We start from the raw sequence: 14,846 nt of genomic DNA, 5'->3' as shown, positions 1-14,846 counted from the left end.
ACACAAGCTGAGGAGGTCTCCGAAACGCCGGTCTGCGGCAGGTTTAAAGTCCGATATGGCCCGCGTTACACCCAGACCAGCGGGCAAATCTACGAAATGGTGAGCTGAATGGATCTCTTCGAATACCAGGCGAAGGAACTGTTCGCCAAGCACGGAGTTCCGACCACACCCGGTCGTGTAACCGACTCTGCCGCCGACGCGCGCACGATTGCCGAGGAAATCGGCAAGCCCGTCATGATCAAGGCGCAGGTCAAGGTCGGTGGACGTGGCAAGGCCGGCGGCGTGAAGTACTCCAAGGACGCCGACGAGGCGCAGGCGAACGCCGAGAACATCCTCGGTCTCGACATCAAGGGCCATGTCGTCAAGAAACTCCTCGTCGCCGAGGCCAGCGACATCGCCGAGGAGTACTACATCTCCTTCCTCCTCGATCGCGCCAACCGCACCTACCTGGCCATGTGCTCGGTCGAGGGCGGCGTGGAGATCGAGGTGACCGCCGAGCAGAACCCCGACGCGCTCGCCCGCGTACCGGTCGACGCCGTCAAGGGTGTCGACCTCGCATTTGCCCGTGAGATCGCCGAGAAGGGCAAGCTGCCCGCCGAGGTGCTCGACGCCGCCGCCAATACCATCCAGAAACTCTGGGAGGTGTTCATCGCCGAAGACGCCACCCTCGTGGAGGTCAACCCGCTGGTCCGTACCCCCGACGACCAGATCCTGGCTCTCGACGGCAAGGTCACCCTCGACGAGAACGCCGACTTCCGGCATCCCGATCACGAGGCCTTCGCCGACCGCGACGCCACCGATCCGCTGGAGCTCAAGGCCAAGGAGAACGACCTCAACTACGTCAAGCTCGACGGACAGGTCGGCATCATCGGCAACGGCGCCGGACTGGTCATGAGCACCCTCGACGTCGTCGCCTACGCCGGTGAGGCCCACAACGGCGTCAAGCCCGCCAACTTCCTCGACATCGGTGGCGGTGCCTCCGCCGAGGTGATGGCCGCCGGTCTCGACGTCATCCTGGGCGACGAGCAGGTCAAGAGCGTGTTCGTGAACGTCTTCGGCGGTATCACCGCCTGCGACGCTGTCGCCAACGGCATCGTCGGCGCGCTGAACAAGCTGGGTGACGAGGCCAACAAGCCTCTGGTCGTCCGTCTGGACGGCAACAAGGTCGACGAAGGCCGCAAGATCCTGGCCGATGCGAATCACCCGCTGGTGACGCTCGCCGAAACGATGGACTCCGGCGCCGACAAGGCCGCCGAACTGGCGAGCAAGTGAGGGGCTAGAGAAACATGTCGATCTTCCTGAACAAAGACAACAAGATCATCGTGCAGGGCATCACCGGCGGTGAGGGCACCAAGCACACCGCACTGATGCTCAAGGCGGGCTCCAACATCGTCGGCGGTGTCAACGCCCGCAAGGCCGGCACCACCGTCGCCCACACCGCCAAGGACGGCTCCGACGTGGAGCTGCCCGTCTTCGGCAGCGTGTCCGAGGCCATCAAGGAGACCGGGGCCGACACCTCGATCGCCTTCGTGCCGCCGAAGTTCGCCAAGGACGCCATCATCGAGGCCATTGACGCGGAGATCCCGCTGCTGGTCGTTATCACCGAGGGAATCCCGGTGCAGGACAGCGCTTATGCGTGGGCCTACAACGTCGAGAAGGGCAACAAGACCCGCATCATCGGGCCGAACTGCCCCGGCATCATCACCCCCGGCGAGTCCCTCGTCGGCATCACCCCGGCCAACATCACCGGCAAGGGCCCGATCGGCCTGGTCTCCAAGTCGGGCACCCTGACCTACCAGATGATGTACGAGCTGCGTGACCTCGGCTTCTCCACCGCCATCGGCATCGGTGGTGACCCGGTCATCGGCACCACCCACATCGATGCCATCGAGGCGTTCGAGAAGGATCCGGAGACCAAGGTCATCGTGATGATCGGCGAGATCGGCGGCGACGCCGAGGAGCGCGCCGCCGACTACATCCAGGCCAACGTCTCCAAACCGGTCGTCGGCTACGTCGCGGGCTTCACCGCGCCGGAGGGCAAGACCATGGGTCACGCCGGTGCCATCGTCTCCGGTAGCTCCGGAACAGCGCAGGCCAAGAAGGAAGCCCTCGAGGCCGCCGGCGTCAAGGTCGGCAAGACGCCGTCCGAGACCGCCAAGCTGGCCCGGGAGCTGTACGAGGCGCTGTAGTCTCACCCGCACACACGCAAAACTCCCACTTGCACACTATGTTTCTCGTGCAGGTGGGAGTTTTTTTGTGTTCCTGGGTACTCAGGCCTTCTCGCTGACGGACTTCAGCTGCGCCAACCCCTTCTCAAAGTCCTTGCCGATCAACTTGTCGAAGAAGCCGAGCGGTGCGGCCACCCGGCTGAACAGTGAGTGCCTGCCGGTCATCGTCCAGGTGACCTCGCTGTGGCCGTCCCCGTCTGCGCCGACGATGTCGAACGAACTGATGCTGGTCGACTTCATCGGCTTCTCGAACCGCACGTCGACCGCGACGCGCGACGGTTCGGTGGCCTCGATGATCTCCATCTCGCCGGCTCCGGCCTTGCGGTTGCCCGACCACGCGTAGCGTGCGCCGACCCCGGCCTCGGATCCCGAAAAGGTGCGCTGCAACTCGGGATCCAGCCCCTCCCAGGGTGACCAGTCGACCCACCGGTGCAGATCGTTGATGCGCGCGAAGATCTTCGACGGTGGTGCGGCGATCGTCGTGCGGCGGGTCACGGAGTAGGAATCGGCCACGTCAGGGCTCCTGTCATCGGTGCGGTGTTGTCGGCGATTATGACTGCCGGGTCGCTGAAAAGTCATCGGTGATCGTCGGATTCGACGCGTGGCGCGTGCGATAATCCGTCGGTGAGTGACGATGGATCTGCGCGGCCCGGCGTGTTCGCCGTGCTGGGCATTCCGCGGCAGATCGCGTCCGCCGCCGCCGACATCGCGGAGCGGGTCCCGGTGGCCGGTGGTGCGGTGGCATCGGTGCGCCGTAGCGTCCACGACGTCCTCGACGGTGCGGGCGCCGCAGCGCTCGAGGCGTCTCGGGCGTCGTTGCGTGCCACTATCCGGACCGTCGTCGAGGAGGTGACCGCGGCCGTCGACGTCACCGAGGTCATCGTCGACAACGTCGACCTCGATCAACTCCTCGGGGCGGTCGATCTCAACGCCGTCCTCGCCCAGGTGGATCTCGATGCCCTGCTCTGGCGCCTCGACCTCAACGCGATCCTGGCGCGACTGGATCTCGACGCCCTGCTCGCCGGTATCGACCTCGACGCCCTCATCGGGCGACTCGACGTTGCGGCCATCGTCGACAAGGTCGACATCGGCGCCGTCGTCGAGACGGTCGACATCGACGCGATCGTGGCCCGGGTGGACCTCGACCGGGCGGTGACGCGCGTCGACATCGACGCCATCATCAACCGCATCGATCTCATCGGGCTGGCCGACGAGATCATCGACGGCGTCGACCTCCCCGACATCATCCGGGAGGCGAGCACCTCGGTCACCGCCGACGTGATGACCGACGTACGCGGCACCAGTGAACGGGCCGACGACGCCGTCGCCGAACTCGTCAACCGCATGCTCCGCCGCAAGAGTGTGGAGGAACGCCGAAATGGGTGAACCTCAACCGCATTCGGCATCCCCGACTTCGGAGCCGGACGACCCCACGGACGATCCCACACCACCGGCCACGGTGACGCCCCTGCATCCGGGGCGCCCCGCATCGTCTGCCACACCGGGTGCCGGACAGTCGCACGCGCACCACGTCCCGGTCTCCGAGCCCGGTTCCAACCAGATTCTCGACACCGACCGACCGGCCGGAATCGTCAGTCGCGGAATCGGGGCCATCGTGGATGTGCTGGTGGTCGTTGTCATGATGGGTGGGATGTACGTGGGTTTCATCGTTGCCCGGCTGATCTACAACGTGCAGAGTTTCTCCCTGCCGGAGGCCAACCCGTTCTTCACCGTCGGTGCCTTCGTCCTGGTGTCGTTGCTGTATCTGACCTCCTGCTGGGCGATCTCCGGACGTACTGCCGGCTCGGTGGTGATGGGCTTGCGTCTGGTCAGCCGAAAAGGGAAACCGCGGGTTCGTCCGTCGGTCGCCTTCGTCCGTGCACTGATCTGCGTGTTCTTCTCCGTCGGGCTGCTGTGGGTGGCCGTCGACAGGAATCGGCGTTCGGCGGCCGACCTCGTCGTACGCACCCGGGTGATGTACTCGCGGTGACCAGGGAAACCAATGGGCACAAGGGTTCCCGTGCTCTTGATCTGATCGACGGCCTCGTCGACACGGGCACCTGGACGGCGTGGAACGACACTCTCGACGACATCCCGCAGCACGGCGATGCCGAAGCGTTACGCCGTGCCGCGACCAGATCCGGCACCGACGAGTCTGTGATCACCGGCCGGGCCGAGATCGCCGGCGAATCGGTCACGCTCATCGTCAGTGAATTCGCCTTCCTGGGCGGCTCGATCGGCCGGGTGGCCGGCCATCGCATCGCAACCGCGATCCGACGGGCCACGGCCGATGGACTGCCGGTCGTGGGCCTGCCGTGTTCCGGCGGCACCCGAATGCAGGAGGGCACACCGGCATTCCTGGAGATGGCCGCGATCACCGGCGCCGTCGTCGATCATCGGGCCGCCGGGTTGCCCTACCTGATCTACCTCCGTCATCCCACCACCGGCGGAGTGTTCGCGTCGTGGGGCTCGCTCGGCCACGTCACCTGGGCCGAACCCGATGCGCTGGTGGGGTTTCTGGGCCCACGAGTGGTGGAAGGGCTGACCGGTGAACCCATCGCCGACGGCGTGCAGCGCGCGGAGAACCTCCTGCGACACGCCCTGATCGACGACGTTGTGCCGGCGGACGAACTACGTGATCGGCTCGCAGGGCTGGTAGCGGCCTTGATGCGGCCCATCGGAGAAAACGCGAGCCCGTCTGTGCCGCAACAGGTGTCATCGGCCGCTGCCGCCGGTACCGGCAATCCGCTGTCCGCATGGGACGCGATCACCGCCACCCGTCACCCGGGGCGCCCCGGGGTTCGTGAGCTCCTGCCGGAAGACGCCGTGATCATCGCCGATCATGGTCCGATCATGCTGGCGCTGAGTCGCTTCGGTGTCCGCACCGCAGTGGTCGTCGGCCAGGACGCCGACCGGCAGCGGACCGGAGAGTTCATCGGACCCGAACATCTCCGGATGGTCCGACGGGGACTTGCCCTCGCCCGGGACCTGCGGATTGCCGTCGTGACCGTCATCGACACCCCGGGAGCCCAGTTGTCGGCGTCCGCCGAGGAGGGTGGCATCGCTGGCGAGATCGCCCGGTGCACAGCCGAATTGATCGCGCTGCCGGCGCCCACGGTATCGGTGCTGCTCGGCCAAGGTGGTGGTGGTGCGGCGCTGTCACTGTTCCCGGCGGATCGGCGCATCGCGACCGTCGACTCCTGGTTGTCGCCGCTGCCACCGGAGGGTGCGAGTCTGATCGTGCACCGAGATATCGAGCACGCCGCGGAAATGGCTGCACAACAACATGTTCTGTCGGTTGACCTCGCGCGCAGGTCGGTGATCGACACCATCGTCGACGCGCCGTCCCCGTCGTCGATGCCCGGGATTCGGGCGGCGATCGGAGCCGCACTCGACGGGATCGCGCGGCCGTCACCGGCGGCACGGACGCGAGTACCCGTCGCCCCGCGAATCCCCGCGGTCGGTGCCATCGTGCGCGACGACGCGGGTAGATTCCTGCTCGTGCAGCGTGCACACGAACCGCAAGCCGGTCTGTGGACGGTCCCGGGTGGCAAGGTCGAGCCCGGAGAGTCGTTGCAGCAGGCGGTGATCCGGGAGATCGCCGAGGAGACCGGGATCGTCATCGAGGTGCTCGACGAGGCGTGGGTGGTCGACATCCCGGATGGGATGGGCGCGGTCTTCGAGGTTCACGACTTCGTGGCGACGCCGCTGACCACTGATGTGACGGCCGCCGACGACGCCGCGGACGCCGGGTGGTTCACGACCGAGCAGATGCGCGAGTTGCCATTGACGCCGGGACTCATCACCTACCTCGACCGGCACGGACTCATGGACTGAGGCTGCTGGACTGATAGGCTCGCGGGTCGCGAACGCGAACGGATGGGAGTGGGGGATGGACAAGCGTCGGTGGATGTCGGCGGTGTTGTTGACGGCAGGTCTGGCGATCGGGGTAACCGCCTGCGGCAGTGACGCATCGGAACCGGTGTCGGGTGATTCCAACTCGATCGACGTGCCCGCATCGAGTGCGTTGTCCGGATCGTGGACCGGGACCTGGAAGGCCGGTGGACGCTCGAGCGAGGCGCACCTCGGAGTGGTCTCCGACAACCCGTTCCTCGCCACGGTCGACGTCGCCGGCTCGTGCGGCGCCACCTGGAAGGAGACGTCGCGTGAGGGCTCCACCGTGACCGCGACGTCGACGGTGACCTACGGGAACTGCCCGGCCGGTGACTGGACGATCACCATCACCGACACGTCGATCACCGCCACCGGAGGCGATGTCACCGCGCAGTTCCACCGCGACTGACCTCCCGGGCCGGCACCTCGCCTCGGGCGTGCAAGATGGGGAAGACGGCCACCGCGTCGTCGACCATCCACCACCCGAGGAGTGAGATGACCGAGTTACTGCCACTGAATCCCGACGAACTGCTCACCACCACCCGGTCGGTGCGCAAACGCCTCGACCTCGAGCGACCCGTCCCGATCGACGTGGTGCGGGAGGCCCTGGAGGTGGCGATGCAGGCGCCCACCGGGAGCAACAGTCAGACCTGGCACTGGATCGTGCTCACCGATCCGGAACTGAAGAAGAAGGTCGGCGACTTCTACGCCCGATCCTTCGCCGCCTACTCCGCCGCCAAGACCTTGCCCGATGACACCGCACGTCGGGTGGCGTCGAGTGCCCAGTACCTCGCCGACGTCATGGGGGAGGTTCCGGTGCTCGTGATCGGCGCGATCTACACCGGTGGTGACCTGCCGGCCGGCAATCAGGCCGGAGTGTGGGGATCGCTGCTGCCCGGGGCGTGGAGCCTGAGCCTCGCGCTGCGCGCCCGCGGGCTGGGTTCGGCGTGGACGACGCTGCACCTGACCTACGAGAAGGAGATCGCCGACCTGCTCGGCATCCCGTCGACCGTGCACCAGGGGGTGCTGCTGCCGGTGGCCTACACCAAGGGCACCGACTTCAAACCCGCCGGTCGCAAGCCGCTCGATGACGTCCTGCACATCGACGGATGGTGAGCCGTTTCAGGCGGCTACCGGACCCGTACGGTTGTGGCCGGTAGAGTTCACAGACACCATGGCCGACTCCGAGACCCCGCGCCCGCCTGCCGATCGCCCGCCCAATCGGCGATCCGCGGCGAAGGCGGCACGTCGCGCCGATCTGCTGACCGCGGCCGCCCGGCAGATGGCCGAACGTGGATTCGCGAGCGTGCGGCTCGAAGACATCGGCGGCGCCGTCGGGATCAGTGGACCGGCGATGTACCGTCACTTCGCCTCGAAATCCGAACTGCTCGACGAGATGCTGCTCGACATCAGCCGGCGGCTCTACGCCGGCGGTACCGAGGTGGTCGAGCGTGGTGATCCGCCCGCCGCAACCCTCAACGCGCTCATCGCATTTCACATCGACGTGCTGGTGACCAAGCCGGATCTCATCGCGGTGCAGGACCGTGACCTGTCGTCGTTGACGCCCGAGGCGAACCACGAGGTCCGCAGTCTGCAGCGTCGGTACGTCGAGCGGTGGGTGGATGTGCTGATGGCCGAATCCGCGCAGAGCATCGACGGTCTGGAACGAGACGAGGCACGGGTGCGTGTCCATGCGATGTTCGGTCTGCTGAACTCCTCACCGCGACTTCCCGAGTTCGATCCGTGCCGCCTGCGCCGGCTGCTGGCTGCGATGGCGTTGGCGGCGTTGCATGTCCCGGCGACCCCGCCCCGAGACGAGACGGGTCGACCGTGACGCGCCGCCTGTCGTCACCGATCCGGGCACTCCGCGGGGCCGGGGTTGCCGTGTTCGTCGCCCTCGCCGTCGGTGTCACCGGCTGTTCGGTCTCGGGGTCGGCCACCAGTGAGGACGATGCCGCCGGTGGTGGGAACGCCTCGGCGCCGTTGCCGGTGACCCCGCAGTTCTCCGGGGCCGCGATCGTGTGTTCGGGTGGATCGGTCGTCGGGACCACCGACATCACCCATCCGGGTTGGGGACCGACCCGGATCTTCGCGATCAGCACCGCCGGCGGCTCCGGTGGCGGTCAGGCCTGCCTCGTCGCGCAGAACGCGGCGGGCGTGCAATGGACCCACGCCGAGGACTCCGGCCCGACCACCGTGAAGTGGCGGTTCGCCAACCCGGCCACCGATAACACCGGCAACACCTTCGTCATCTACAACCCCGGCCGCTACGACGGGGTGATCGTCCTCGTCCCCACCGCGGACGGCTTCGCGCCGATCGAACGGTCCTATCAGACCGGCCAAAACCGTTACTACTACGCCGAATTGGTCGGCCCGCAGGATGGCCGCTATGCGATTGAGGCGAGCGCCAACGACTGCGAGCCGGATTGCGCGAGCGGCACCATCACTCGTCGCACGTTGCAGTGGAACGGGTCGACGTACAGCTGAGACGCGGCCTAACAGATCTGCCGGTTCATCGTATCGCCCGCGTAGGTGACAATGATTCGAATGCAGGTGTTGGCGGGCGCGTACACCGCCGGCGTGAAGAACTGTTGCGGCGCAGCCGAATAGGAGGGTGACGCCTGCCATCCGGATGTCTGCGACCAGATGCGGGCACTACCGGCCAGGCCGCCCGGTGTGGCGACCTCGAGCCAGTTATACCCCGACGGGGACAGATACAGGATCACCACCGCATTGCCGAGGGGCATCCGCCAGACCTGTCGACCGTTGGCGGGCAGGACCGGGGCCGACGGCGCGGCCGACAGCGGTGGAGGCACCTGCGACGGCACGACGGACGGCGCGGCGGCCACCGAGGATTCGGGGAGGGACGGCGCTGCCGCATTCTCCGACGGCTCGTCGGAGGCCGTGGTCGTGAGGAACCATCCGCCGACGCCGAGCAGGGCGATCGCGAGAACCGCGATGACGGCGATCAAGCCGTAGGTCGACGCTCGGGAGGCTCCCCGGACCGGTTGCGTCGGTATCGGTGCCACCGGACCGCGGGCGGTGCGCACCACCGTGGGGTGACTGAACTCCGTCGTGGGTCGCGCTATGGGTACCTGGGTCGGGGTAGTGACGACACCAGCCGGATGGAGCCCCGCCGGATTGGCCGCGGTTGGCATGGCTGCCGCCGGGGGCTGGTGCACAGCGCGCCGGGCATCGGCCACGAGCGTCGCGGCATCGGGATGGCGATCCGCCGGATCCTTGGCCATGCCCCGCCGGATCACCGCGTCGACCGGTGAGTTCAGCGACGCCGGGAGCTGATGAAGGTGAGCGGAGATGATCTGTTCCGGATTCGTCAGCTGCGCGAAAGGTGCTTGGCCGGAGAGGCATTCGTAGAGAACGCCGGTCAGCGCGTAGATGTCGGCGGGCGGGCCGACGGTGTCGTCGGCGAATCGTTCCGGCGCCATGTAGCGAAACGATCCGATCGCATGGCCCGCTTGGGTGAAGCGCGTATCCGAATAGGTCACCGCCAGTCCGAAGTCGACGAGGTAGGCGAAGTCGTTCCGATCCACAAGGATGTTGTCCGGCTTGACATCCCGGTGGGTCAGGCCCTCATGGTGCGCGGCATCGAGGACGGCGCCGATCTGCTCGACGATGTGCAGGGCGCGTTCGGGAGGCAGCGGGCCGTCCTCGGCGAGCACCTGGCGTAGATCGCGGCCGTTGGCCAGCCGCATGTCGATGAAGAGCTGCCCGTCGATGGTGCCCCAGTCGTGGATGGGGATGACATGCGGATCATTGAGCGCCGCAGCCATGTGCGTCTCGCGAATGAAACGGTCCCGAGCGGTCGGGTCGTCGTTGACCGTGCGGCTGAGGAGTTTGATCGCGACGACACGGCCGCGTCGTGTGTCGGTGGCCCGGTACACCTCGCCCATCCCGCCGCGACCGAGCAATTCCTCGAGCCGATACGGCCCCAGCATGGTTCCCGCGCGGTCGGTTCCTGACGGGAACATATCGGGGTGTCGCTCCTGGAGTCATCTCGGGCACAGGGCGGCCGGCTGAGCTTCGGACACTACCACTGAGGGCCGTGCATGGGGATCGTCCAATCGGACGAAAAGGACGGGTCGAGGTGAATGAATCTCGCGTTCGGGGTGCACTCGAACGGCACGTGGCCTCTACTCTGACCACCACGTGAAGGCCGTGCCATGTAAGGGCCGCGACAGAGGCGAAGGGAAGACGACGACGTGAATCCAGGCGATCCGAACCAACCGCAACAGACCTGGGCTGCCGGGCAACCGGCCGGGGCACCCGAGACCGCCGCGCCGGGGGTCCCGGGTGCGGTGCCCGGTCAGTACGCCGCCCCTGGTCAGTACTCCAGTCCCGGACAGGTGCCCTATCCGCCCTCGCAGCCGGTGCCGTCGCAACCCGTGCCGTCGGGACAGTGGGGTGCCCAGCCCGGTCCGCAGGGCTGGGGTGCGACGCCACCGCCGGCCCCGGCACGTCAGTTCGACGCGCGGGCACAGATGCCGTCACTGTTGCTGATCGCGTCCAGCGTCGCCGGTCTGATCACCTACTTCATGGGCTTCGTCAGCTGGGTGGTTCCCGACAACTCGATCCCGGACTCCGAAATCGAGAACTGGGCGGAGAATTACGAGAACGGAAGCTCCGGCATCCCGGGATTCGCGTCGTATGAGATCGTGCTCAACCCGGGCAAGTTCCTGATCGTGTTGGGCGCCATCGCGATTGCCGCTGCGCTGGTCCTGATACCCCGATTCCGCAAGGCCGTGCCGTTCCTCGCGGTGGCCGCCGCCGGGGCATGGCTGGCGCTGTTCTCCGCCGCGGTGACGACGACGTCGGTTCCGGTCATCGGCATCGGCGCCGGTGCCATCGTGGCGTTGATCTTCGGCTTCCTCCAGGTGGGGTTGCTCCTCGGAGCGGCGGTTCTGGGCGGCTTGCGCAAGGAGTGAGGCAGGGTCGCGGGGGACGGGGTGGAGTTCGGCCGGCGAGCGGGGGCCGGCGGGTGGGGTGTTGTGCGGGTGGTGGGCACCGAGCCCACCACCCGCGTTGGTCAGATCCCGAGAGCATCGCGTCGCTCTGCCATCGCCTCCCGGTACCTCTCCACGTTGGCCATCTTGATGTGCTCGTAGCCGCGCACCATGTCGGGTAGGTCGGCCAGTTCAACGAGTGCCGGAAGTTGCTGCTGTTCAACCATTCCGGTCTCCCACGCGTCGTCGATCGCGTCGAGCAGCTCACGATATTCGACGATCAGCGCGCGTTCGGTGCGTCGGATCTCGTTGTGGCCGAACGGGTCCAGCTTGGTACCGCGCAGTTTCTTCATGCGGCTCAGCGTGGTCATCCCGGGCTTCGCCCATGCGCCCAGCGACATCTTCTCCTTCATCCCCAACGCCCGCAGCGTCGGCGGATGCAGCCGGATGGCGACCTTGGCGTCCGGGCCGTACTGGTCGGCGATCTGCGCGGCGAAGGCCGGATCGGCGGACAGGCGGGCCACCTCGTACTCGTCCTTGTAGGCCATCAACTTGTACAGATTGCGGGCCACCGTATCGGTGAGCGCTTCACCGGCGCCGAGACGATGCACCCGCGCGATGTCGTCGACGTAGCGACGCGCGTAGCGCTCGTCGGCATAGTCGACGAGATCGTCGGCGCGGAGTGCGATGGTTCGCGCCAACTCGTCGGTGATGGTGCCCAACGTCGAAACCCATGCGCGCGCACGATCGCTGGGCTGCGTCGACGTCAACTGCGGATGCAGCCGGGCGATCTCGGTGCTCACCGCATCCGGATCGGCGACGGCCTGGCGGCCGCGCCGGAAGGCCTGGATGTTGGCGGCCACCGCGACGCCGTTGAGGCCGATCGCGCGCTCGATGGAGGCCGCGGTGATCGGCAACGCCCCGGACTGATAGGCGGCACCGACGGCGAGCATGTTCGCGTACTGTTCATGCCCGAACAGGTCCGTCGACAGTGCTCCCGGGTCCAGATAGACGGTGCGGGCCACCCGTGGCTCGATGACGTCGTGAATCTGCGTGTCGGTGGGGAATCCGACGGAGGTGTCGACGACCATCGACCCGGTCGGGATGCGGGTGGTGGAGACGACCGCGGTGGTGCGCTCCGGCGAAGTGACCTTGAGATTGGTGGCGTCGGCACCGACCAGCGAATCGCAGGCCAGATACAGATCGCAGGTGCCGCCGGCCACCTTGGCGGCCAATTCGATGGGCCGGGAAGAGATCTTGATGTCGCTGACCACCGCGCCGCCCTTCTGCGCGAGCCCGGTCATATCGACCGTGCGGGCGGCGTGACCGTCGAGATTGGCCGCGGTCGCCAGCACCTGGGACAGGGTGACCACGCCGGTGCCGCCGATACCGGTGATCCGGATGGTGGCGACGTCGGTGTCGACACCCAGGCGTGGGCGCTGAAGTGCCGGTGGGGCAACGGTATGTGCGTCCAGGTCGGCGGCCACTGCCCCGACGGCGCGCGTCGCGGTGCCCGGCGTCACCGTGACGAACGACGGACAATCACCGCTCAGGCACGAGTAGTCCAGGTTGCAGGAACTCTGATCGATTCGGGTCTTGCGGCCGAACTCCGTCGGAACCGGATGCACCGATAGGCAATTGGACTTCTCACCGCAGTCACCGCACCCCTCACAGATGCGTTCGTTGATCATCACCCGCGTCGTCGGGGTCTCGACGGTGCCGCGCTTGCGCTTACGGCGCTTCTCTGCGGCACACGCCTGATCGTGGATGAGGACGGTGACACCACTGATCGCGGCGAGTTCCCGCTGCACCTCGGCGAGATCGGCCCGCGGACGCACCTCGACGCCATGGGCGAGACCGGCCTTGCGGGTGCGCGTCACGTCATCGGAGGTGACGACGATCTTGGCGACATTCTCGGCGGCGAGTAGTGCGGTGATGCGCCCGAGGCTGAACTCGCCCACCGGATCTTGACCGCCGGTCATTGCCACCGTGCCGTTGTACAGCAGCTTGTAGGTGATGTTCTCACCCGCGGCGACCGCCGCGCGGATGGCCAGTGAGCCGGAATGGGTGAACGTGCCGTCGCCGAGGTTCTGCACGAAGTGGTCGGCGGTGACGAACGGTGCCATGCCGATCCACTGTGCACCCTCGCCGCCCATCTGGGTGACGCCGGCGACATCGCCGACCTGGTGCGGGTCCATCATCAGAACCATGGCGTGGCAACCGATTCCGGCGCCGACGAGGGTGTCCTCGGAGACCTTGGTGGAGCTGTTGTGCGGGCACCCCGAGCAGAAGTACGGGGAGCGCACGGCCAGTGGCAACTCGATGCGGGTACGTCGACGGGACGAGCGGTCGAGCCAGTCGATGGCCTCGTCGACGTGATGATGGCGCGCCAGGCGCATCGCTAGTCCGCGGGTGACCGCGTCGACGTCGAGTTCACCGAAGCGGGAGAACAGCGTTGAGCCGTTCTCGTTGACCTTGCCGACGATGTGCGGGGCGATCGGGTCACGAAACAGGATGTCGCGCATCATCGTCTCGACGAAGTCACGCTTCTCCTCGACGACGATCACCTCGTCGAGGTGTCCCGAGGCGGTGTCGGTGATGAAGCGCCGCAAGATGTCCTGCTCGAGCGGGTAGACCATGCCGAGTTTGAGAATCCGGATACCGAGGCGATTGAGGTCGGCCTCGGTCAACCCCATCAGATGCAACGCCTCGCGGACGTCGAGATAGGTTTTGCCCGCGGCGACGATCCCGATGCGATCATCGCTGCTGCGCACCGTGATCCGGTTGAGGCCGTTGAGGCGGGCGTACTCCAGGGCACGGGGGAGGCGGGTGGTGAGCTGATTCTGTTCCAGCTCCATGAGATTCGCGCCGAGCAGGCGGCCGGACGGGACGTGCGGGCTGCGTCCGAGGGCGCCGTGGCGGGGATCGAACCGGGTGGGATCGAGCTGGACGGTCGACGCGCCGTCGGCCACATGTGCGGAGATCTTCAGCGAGGTCCACAGACCACTGGCCCGGCTCATGTGCGCCGCGTGCACCCCGAGATCCAGGATGTCCTGCGAATCGGCGGGATAGAGGATCGGGATGTAGAGATCGGCCAGGGCCATCTCCGATGCGCATGGCACCGTGGAGCTCTTCGCGCCCGGATCGTCGCCGACCAGTGCCACGGCGCCGCCGTCGGGATGCGTGCCGATGATGTTGGCGTGGCGCAGGGCGTCGGATGCGCGGTCGAGGCCGGGTGCCTTGCCGTACCAGTAGCCGACGATGCCCGATCGGGCCTGACCGGCGGCGTCCGGGGCGAGGCCGGTGACCTGCGCGGCGACCTGCGATCCCATCACCGAGGTCGCGGCGAGCTCCTCGTTGAGGCCCGGGCGGTGGACGATGTCGAGGGGTTCGAGGAGTGCCCGGCGCTTGGCGAGCTCGAGGTCGTATCCGGCCAGGGGTGACCCTTCGTAGCCGGAGATGAAGGAGGCGGTCCGCTGATTCATGCGTCGATCGACGAGAGCGCGATCGCGCACCATGCGGACGAGGGCGGCGATGCCGCCGAGGAAGACGGTGCCCGACTCGCGGACGTAACGGTCTTCCAGACCGCTGGTCGCGGGGGCATGCGGGGCGAGGGTCATGGGTTTACCTGGCCTTCTGTAGTTGTGGCGCGCGAACCGTGGGTGTCGGTCCGCCGTCGTGCGTGATGGGCCCGGGGGTGGTGGGCTCACCCACACCATACGAAAAATCGTGATGGCCGTCACGTCCGGGTGGAGAATGGTCG

The 14,846-nt window shown here is 67.1% G+C and carries 13 protein-coding genes; 10 read left to right on the top strand and 3 right to left on the bottom strand.

Translation table 11 applies throughout. The features are described from left to right. The first annotated feature begins 108 nt into the window (after positions 1 to 108). Entirely contained in the window at positions 109 to 1,272 is a 1,164-nt protein-coding gene (gene sucC / locus ACWETB_RS02310) for an ADP-forming succinate--CoA ligase subunit beta (RefSeq protein ID WP_452208993.1), read from the top strand. 14 nt (positions 1,273 to 1,286) lie between these two features. Next, entirely contained in the window at positions 1,287 to 2,189 is a 903-nt protein-coding gene (sucD, locus tag ACWETB_RS02305; RefSeq protein WP_452208991.1) for a succinate--CoA ligase subunit alpha, read from the top strand. A gap of 81 nt (positions 2,190 to 2,270) precedes the next feature. On the opposite strand, the gene ACWETB_RS02300 is transcribed toward sucD, so the two are convergent. After that, positions 2,271 to 2,741: an SRPBCC family protein gene (locus tag ACWETB_RS02300; protein ID WP_452208989.1), complete on the bottom strand. Its 471-nt coding sequence runs from the start codon at positions 2,739 to 2,741 to the stop codon at positions 2,271 to 2,273. 111 nt (positions 2,742 to 2,852) lie between these two features. On the opposite strand from ACWETB_RS02300, the gene ACWETB_RS02295 reads away from it, so the two are divergent. The 7 genes from ACWETB_RS02295 to ACWETB_RS02265 all read left to right on the top strand — a co-directional run bounded on the left by ACWETB_RS02295 (position 2,853) and on the right by ACWETB_RS02265 (position 8,609). Next, complete coding sequence (locus ACWETB_RS02295; RefSeq protein ID WP_452208987.1) at positions 2,853 to 3,614, top strand: hypothetical protein; 762 nt, start codon at positions 2,853 to 2,855, stop codon at positions 3,612 to 3,614. Then, positions 3,607 to 4,218, top strand: a complete 612-nt coding sequence (locus ACWETB_RS02290) for an RDD family protein (protein WP_452208985.1) — start codon at positions 3,607 to 3,609, stop codon at positions 4,216 to 4,218. Before ACWETB_RS02295 ends, ACWETB_RS02290 begins: the two co-directional genes overlap by 8 nt. After that, complete coding sequence (locus ACWETB_RS02285) at positions 4,215 to 6,065, top strand: carboxyl transferase domain-containing protein (protein ID WP_452208983.1); 1,851 nt, start codon at positions 4,215 to 4,217, stop codon at positions 6,063 to 6,065. The genes ACWETB_RS02290 and ACWETB_RS02285 overlap by 4 nt, the downstream gene beginning before the upstream one ends. 55 nt (positions 6,066 to 6,120) lie before the next feature. Beyond that, the gene (locus tag ACWETB_RS02280) at positions 6,121 to 6,531 is read left to right on the top strand and encodes a hypothetical protein (protein WP_449744235.1); all 411 of its coding nucleotides are present in this window, start codon (positions 6,121 to 6,123) and stop codon (positions 6,529 to 6,531) included. 86 nt (positions 6,532 to 6,617) lie between these two features. Then, positions 6,618 to 7,238: a nitroreductase family protein gene (locus ACWETB_RS02275; RefSeq protein WP_348809385.1), complete on the top strand. Its 621-nt coding sequence runs from the start codon at positions 6,618 to 6,620 to the stop codon at positions 7,236 to 7,238. 58 nt (positions 7,239 to 7,296) lie between these two features. After that, positions 7,297 to 7,956: a TetR/AcrR family transcriptional regulator gene (locus ACWETB_RS02270; RefSeq protein WP_449744236.1), complete on the top strand. Its 660-nt coding sequence runs from the start codon at positions 7,297 to 7,299 to the stop codon at positions 7,954 to 7,956. Further along, positions 7,953 to 8,609 carry a hypothetical protein gene (locus ACWETB_RS02265; protein ID WP_452208981.1) on the top strand — a complete coding sequence of 219 codons (657 nt, stop codon included), beginning with the start codon at positions 7,953 to 7,955 and terminating at the stop codon, positions 8,607 to 8,609. Before ACWETB_RS02270 ends, ACWETB_RS02265 begins: the two co-directional genes overlap by 4 nt. Before the next feature lie 8 nt (positions 8,610 to 8,617). On the opposite strand, the gene ACWETB_RS02260 is transcribed toward ACWETB_RS02265, so the two are convergent. Beyond that, on the bottom strand, positions 8,618 to 10,111 hold the full coding sequence (locus ACWETB_RS02260; RefSeq protein WP_452208979.1) for a protein kinase domain-containing protein: 1,494 nt from the start codon (positions 10,109 to 10,111) through the stop codon (positions 8,618 to 8,620). Positions 10,112 to 10,342: 231 nt separating this feature from the next. On the opposite strand from ACWETB_RS02260, the gene ACWETB_RS02255 reads away from it, so the two are divergent. Then, positions 10,343 to 11,065, top strand: coding sequence for a DUF5336 domain-containing protein (locus ACWETB_RS02255; protein WP_452208977.1), 723 nt, complete (start codon positions 10,343 to 10,345; stop codon positions 11,063 to 11,065). A gap of 101 nt (positions 11,066 to 11,166) precedes the next feature. Here ACWETB_RS02255 and ACWETB_RS02250 read toward each other — a convergent pair whose 3' ends face one another. After that, complete coding sequence (locus ACWETB_RS02250) at positions 11,167 to 14,703, bottom strand: indolepyruvate ferredoxin oxidoreductase family protein (RefSeq protein WP_452208975.1); 3,537 nt, start codon at positions 14,701 to 14,703, stop codon at positions 11,167 to 11,169. Positions 14,704 to 14,846 lie beyond the last annotated feature (143 nt).

This window comes from Gordonia sp. NPDC003950 (genome assembly GCF_053605205.1).
Note: the sequence above shows the minus strand (reverse complement) of the source record. Positions and strands in the feature narration are given on the sequence as shown.

Excerpts from the sequence above, each read along its gene's own strand:
- sucC (WP_452208993.1), top strand. The coding sequence starts at position 109 with ATGGATCTCTTCGAATACCAGGCGAAGGAACTGTTCGCCAAGCACGGA.
- sucD (WP_452208991.1), top strand. The coding sequence starts at position 1,287 with ATGTCGATCTTCCTGAACAAAGACAACAAGATCATCGTGCAGGGCATC.
- ACWETB_RS02290 (WP_452208985.1), top strand. The coding sequence starts at position 3,607 with ATGGGTGAACCTCAACCGCATTCGGCATCCCCGACTTCGGAGCCGGAC.
- ACWETB_RS02280 (WP_449744235.1), top strand. The coding sequence starts at position 6,121 with ATGGACAAGCGTCGGTGGATGTCGGCGGTGTTGTTGACGGCAGGTCTG.
- ACWETB_RS02275 (WP_348809385.1), top strand. The coding sequence starts at position 6,618 with ATGACCGAGTTACTGCCACTGAATCCCGACGAACTGCTCACCACCACC.
- ACWETB_RS02270 (WP_449744236.1), top strand. The coding sequence starts at position 7,297 with ATGGCCGACTCCGAGACCCCGCGCCCGCCTGCCGATCGCCCGCCCAAT.
- ACWETB_RS02260 (WP_452208979.1), bottom strand. The coding sequence starts at position 10,111 with ATGTTCCCGTCAGGAACCGACCGCGCGGGAACCATGCTGGGGCCGTAT.
- ACWETB_RS02250 (WP_452208975.1), bottom strand. The coding sequence starts at position 14,703 with ATGACCCTCGCCCCGCATGCCCCCGCGACCAGCGGTCTGGAAGACCGT.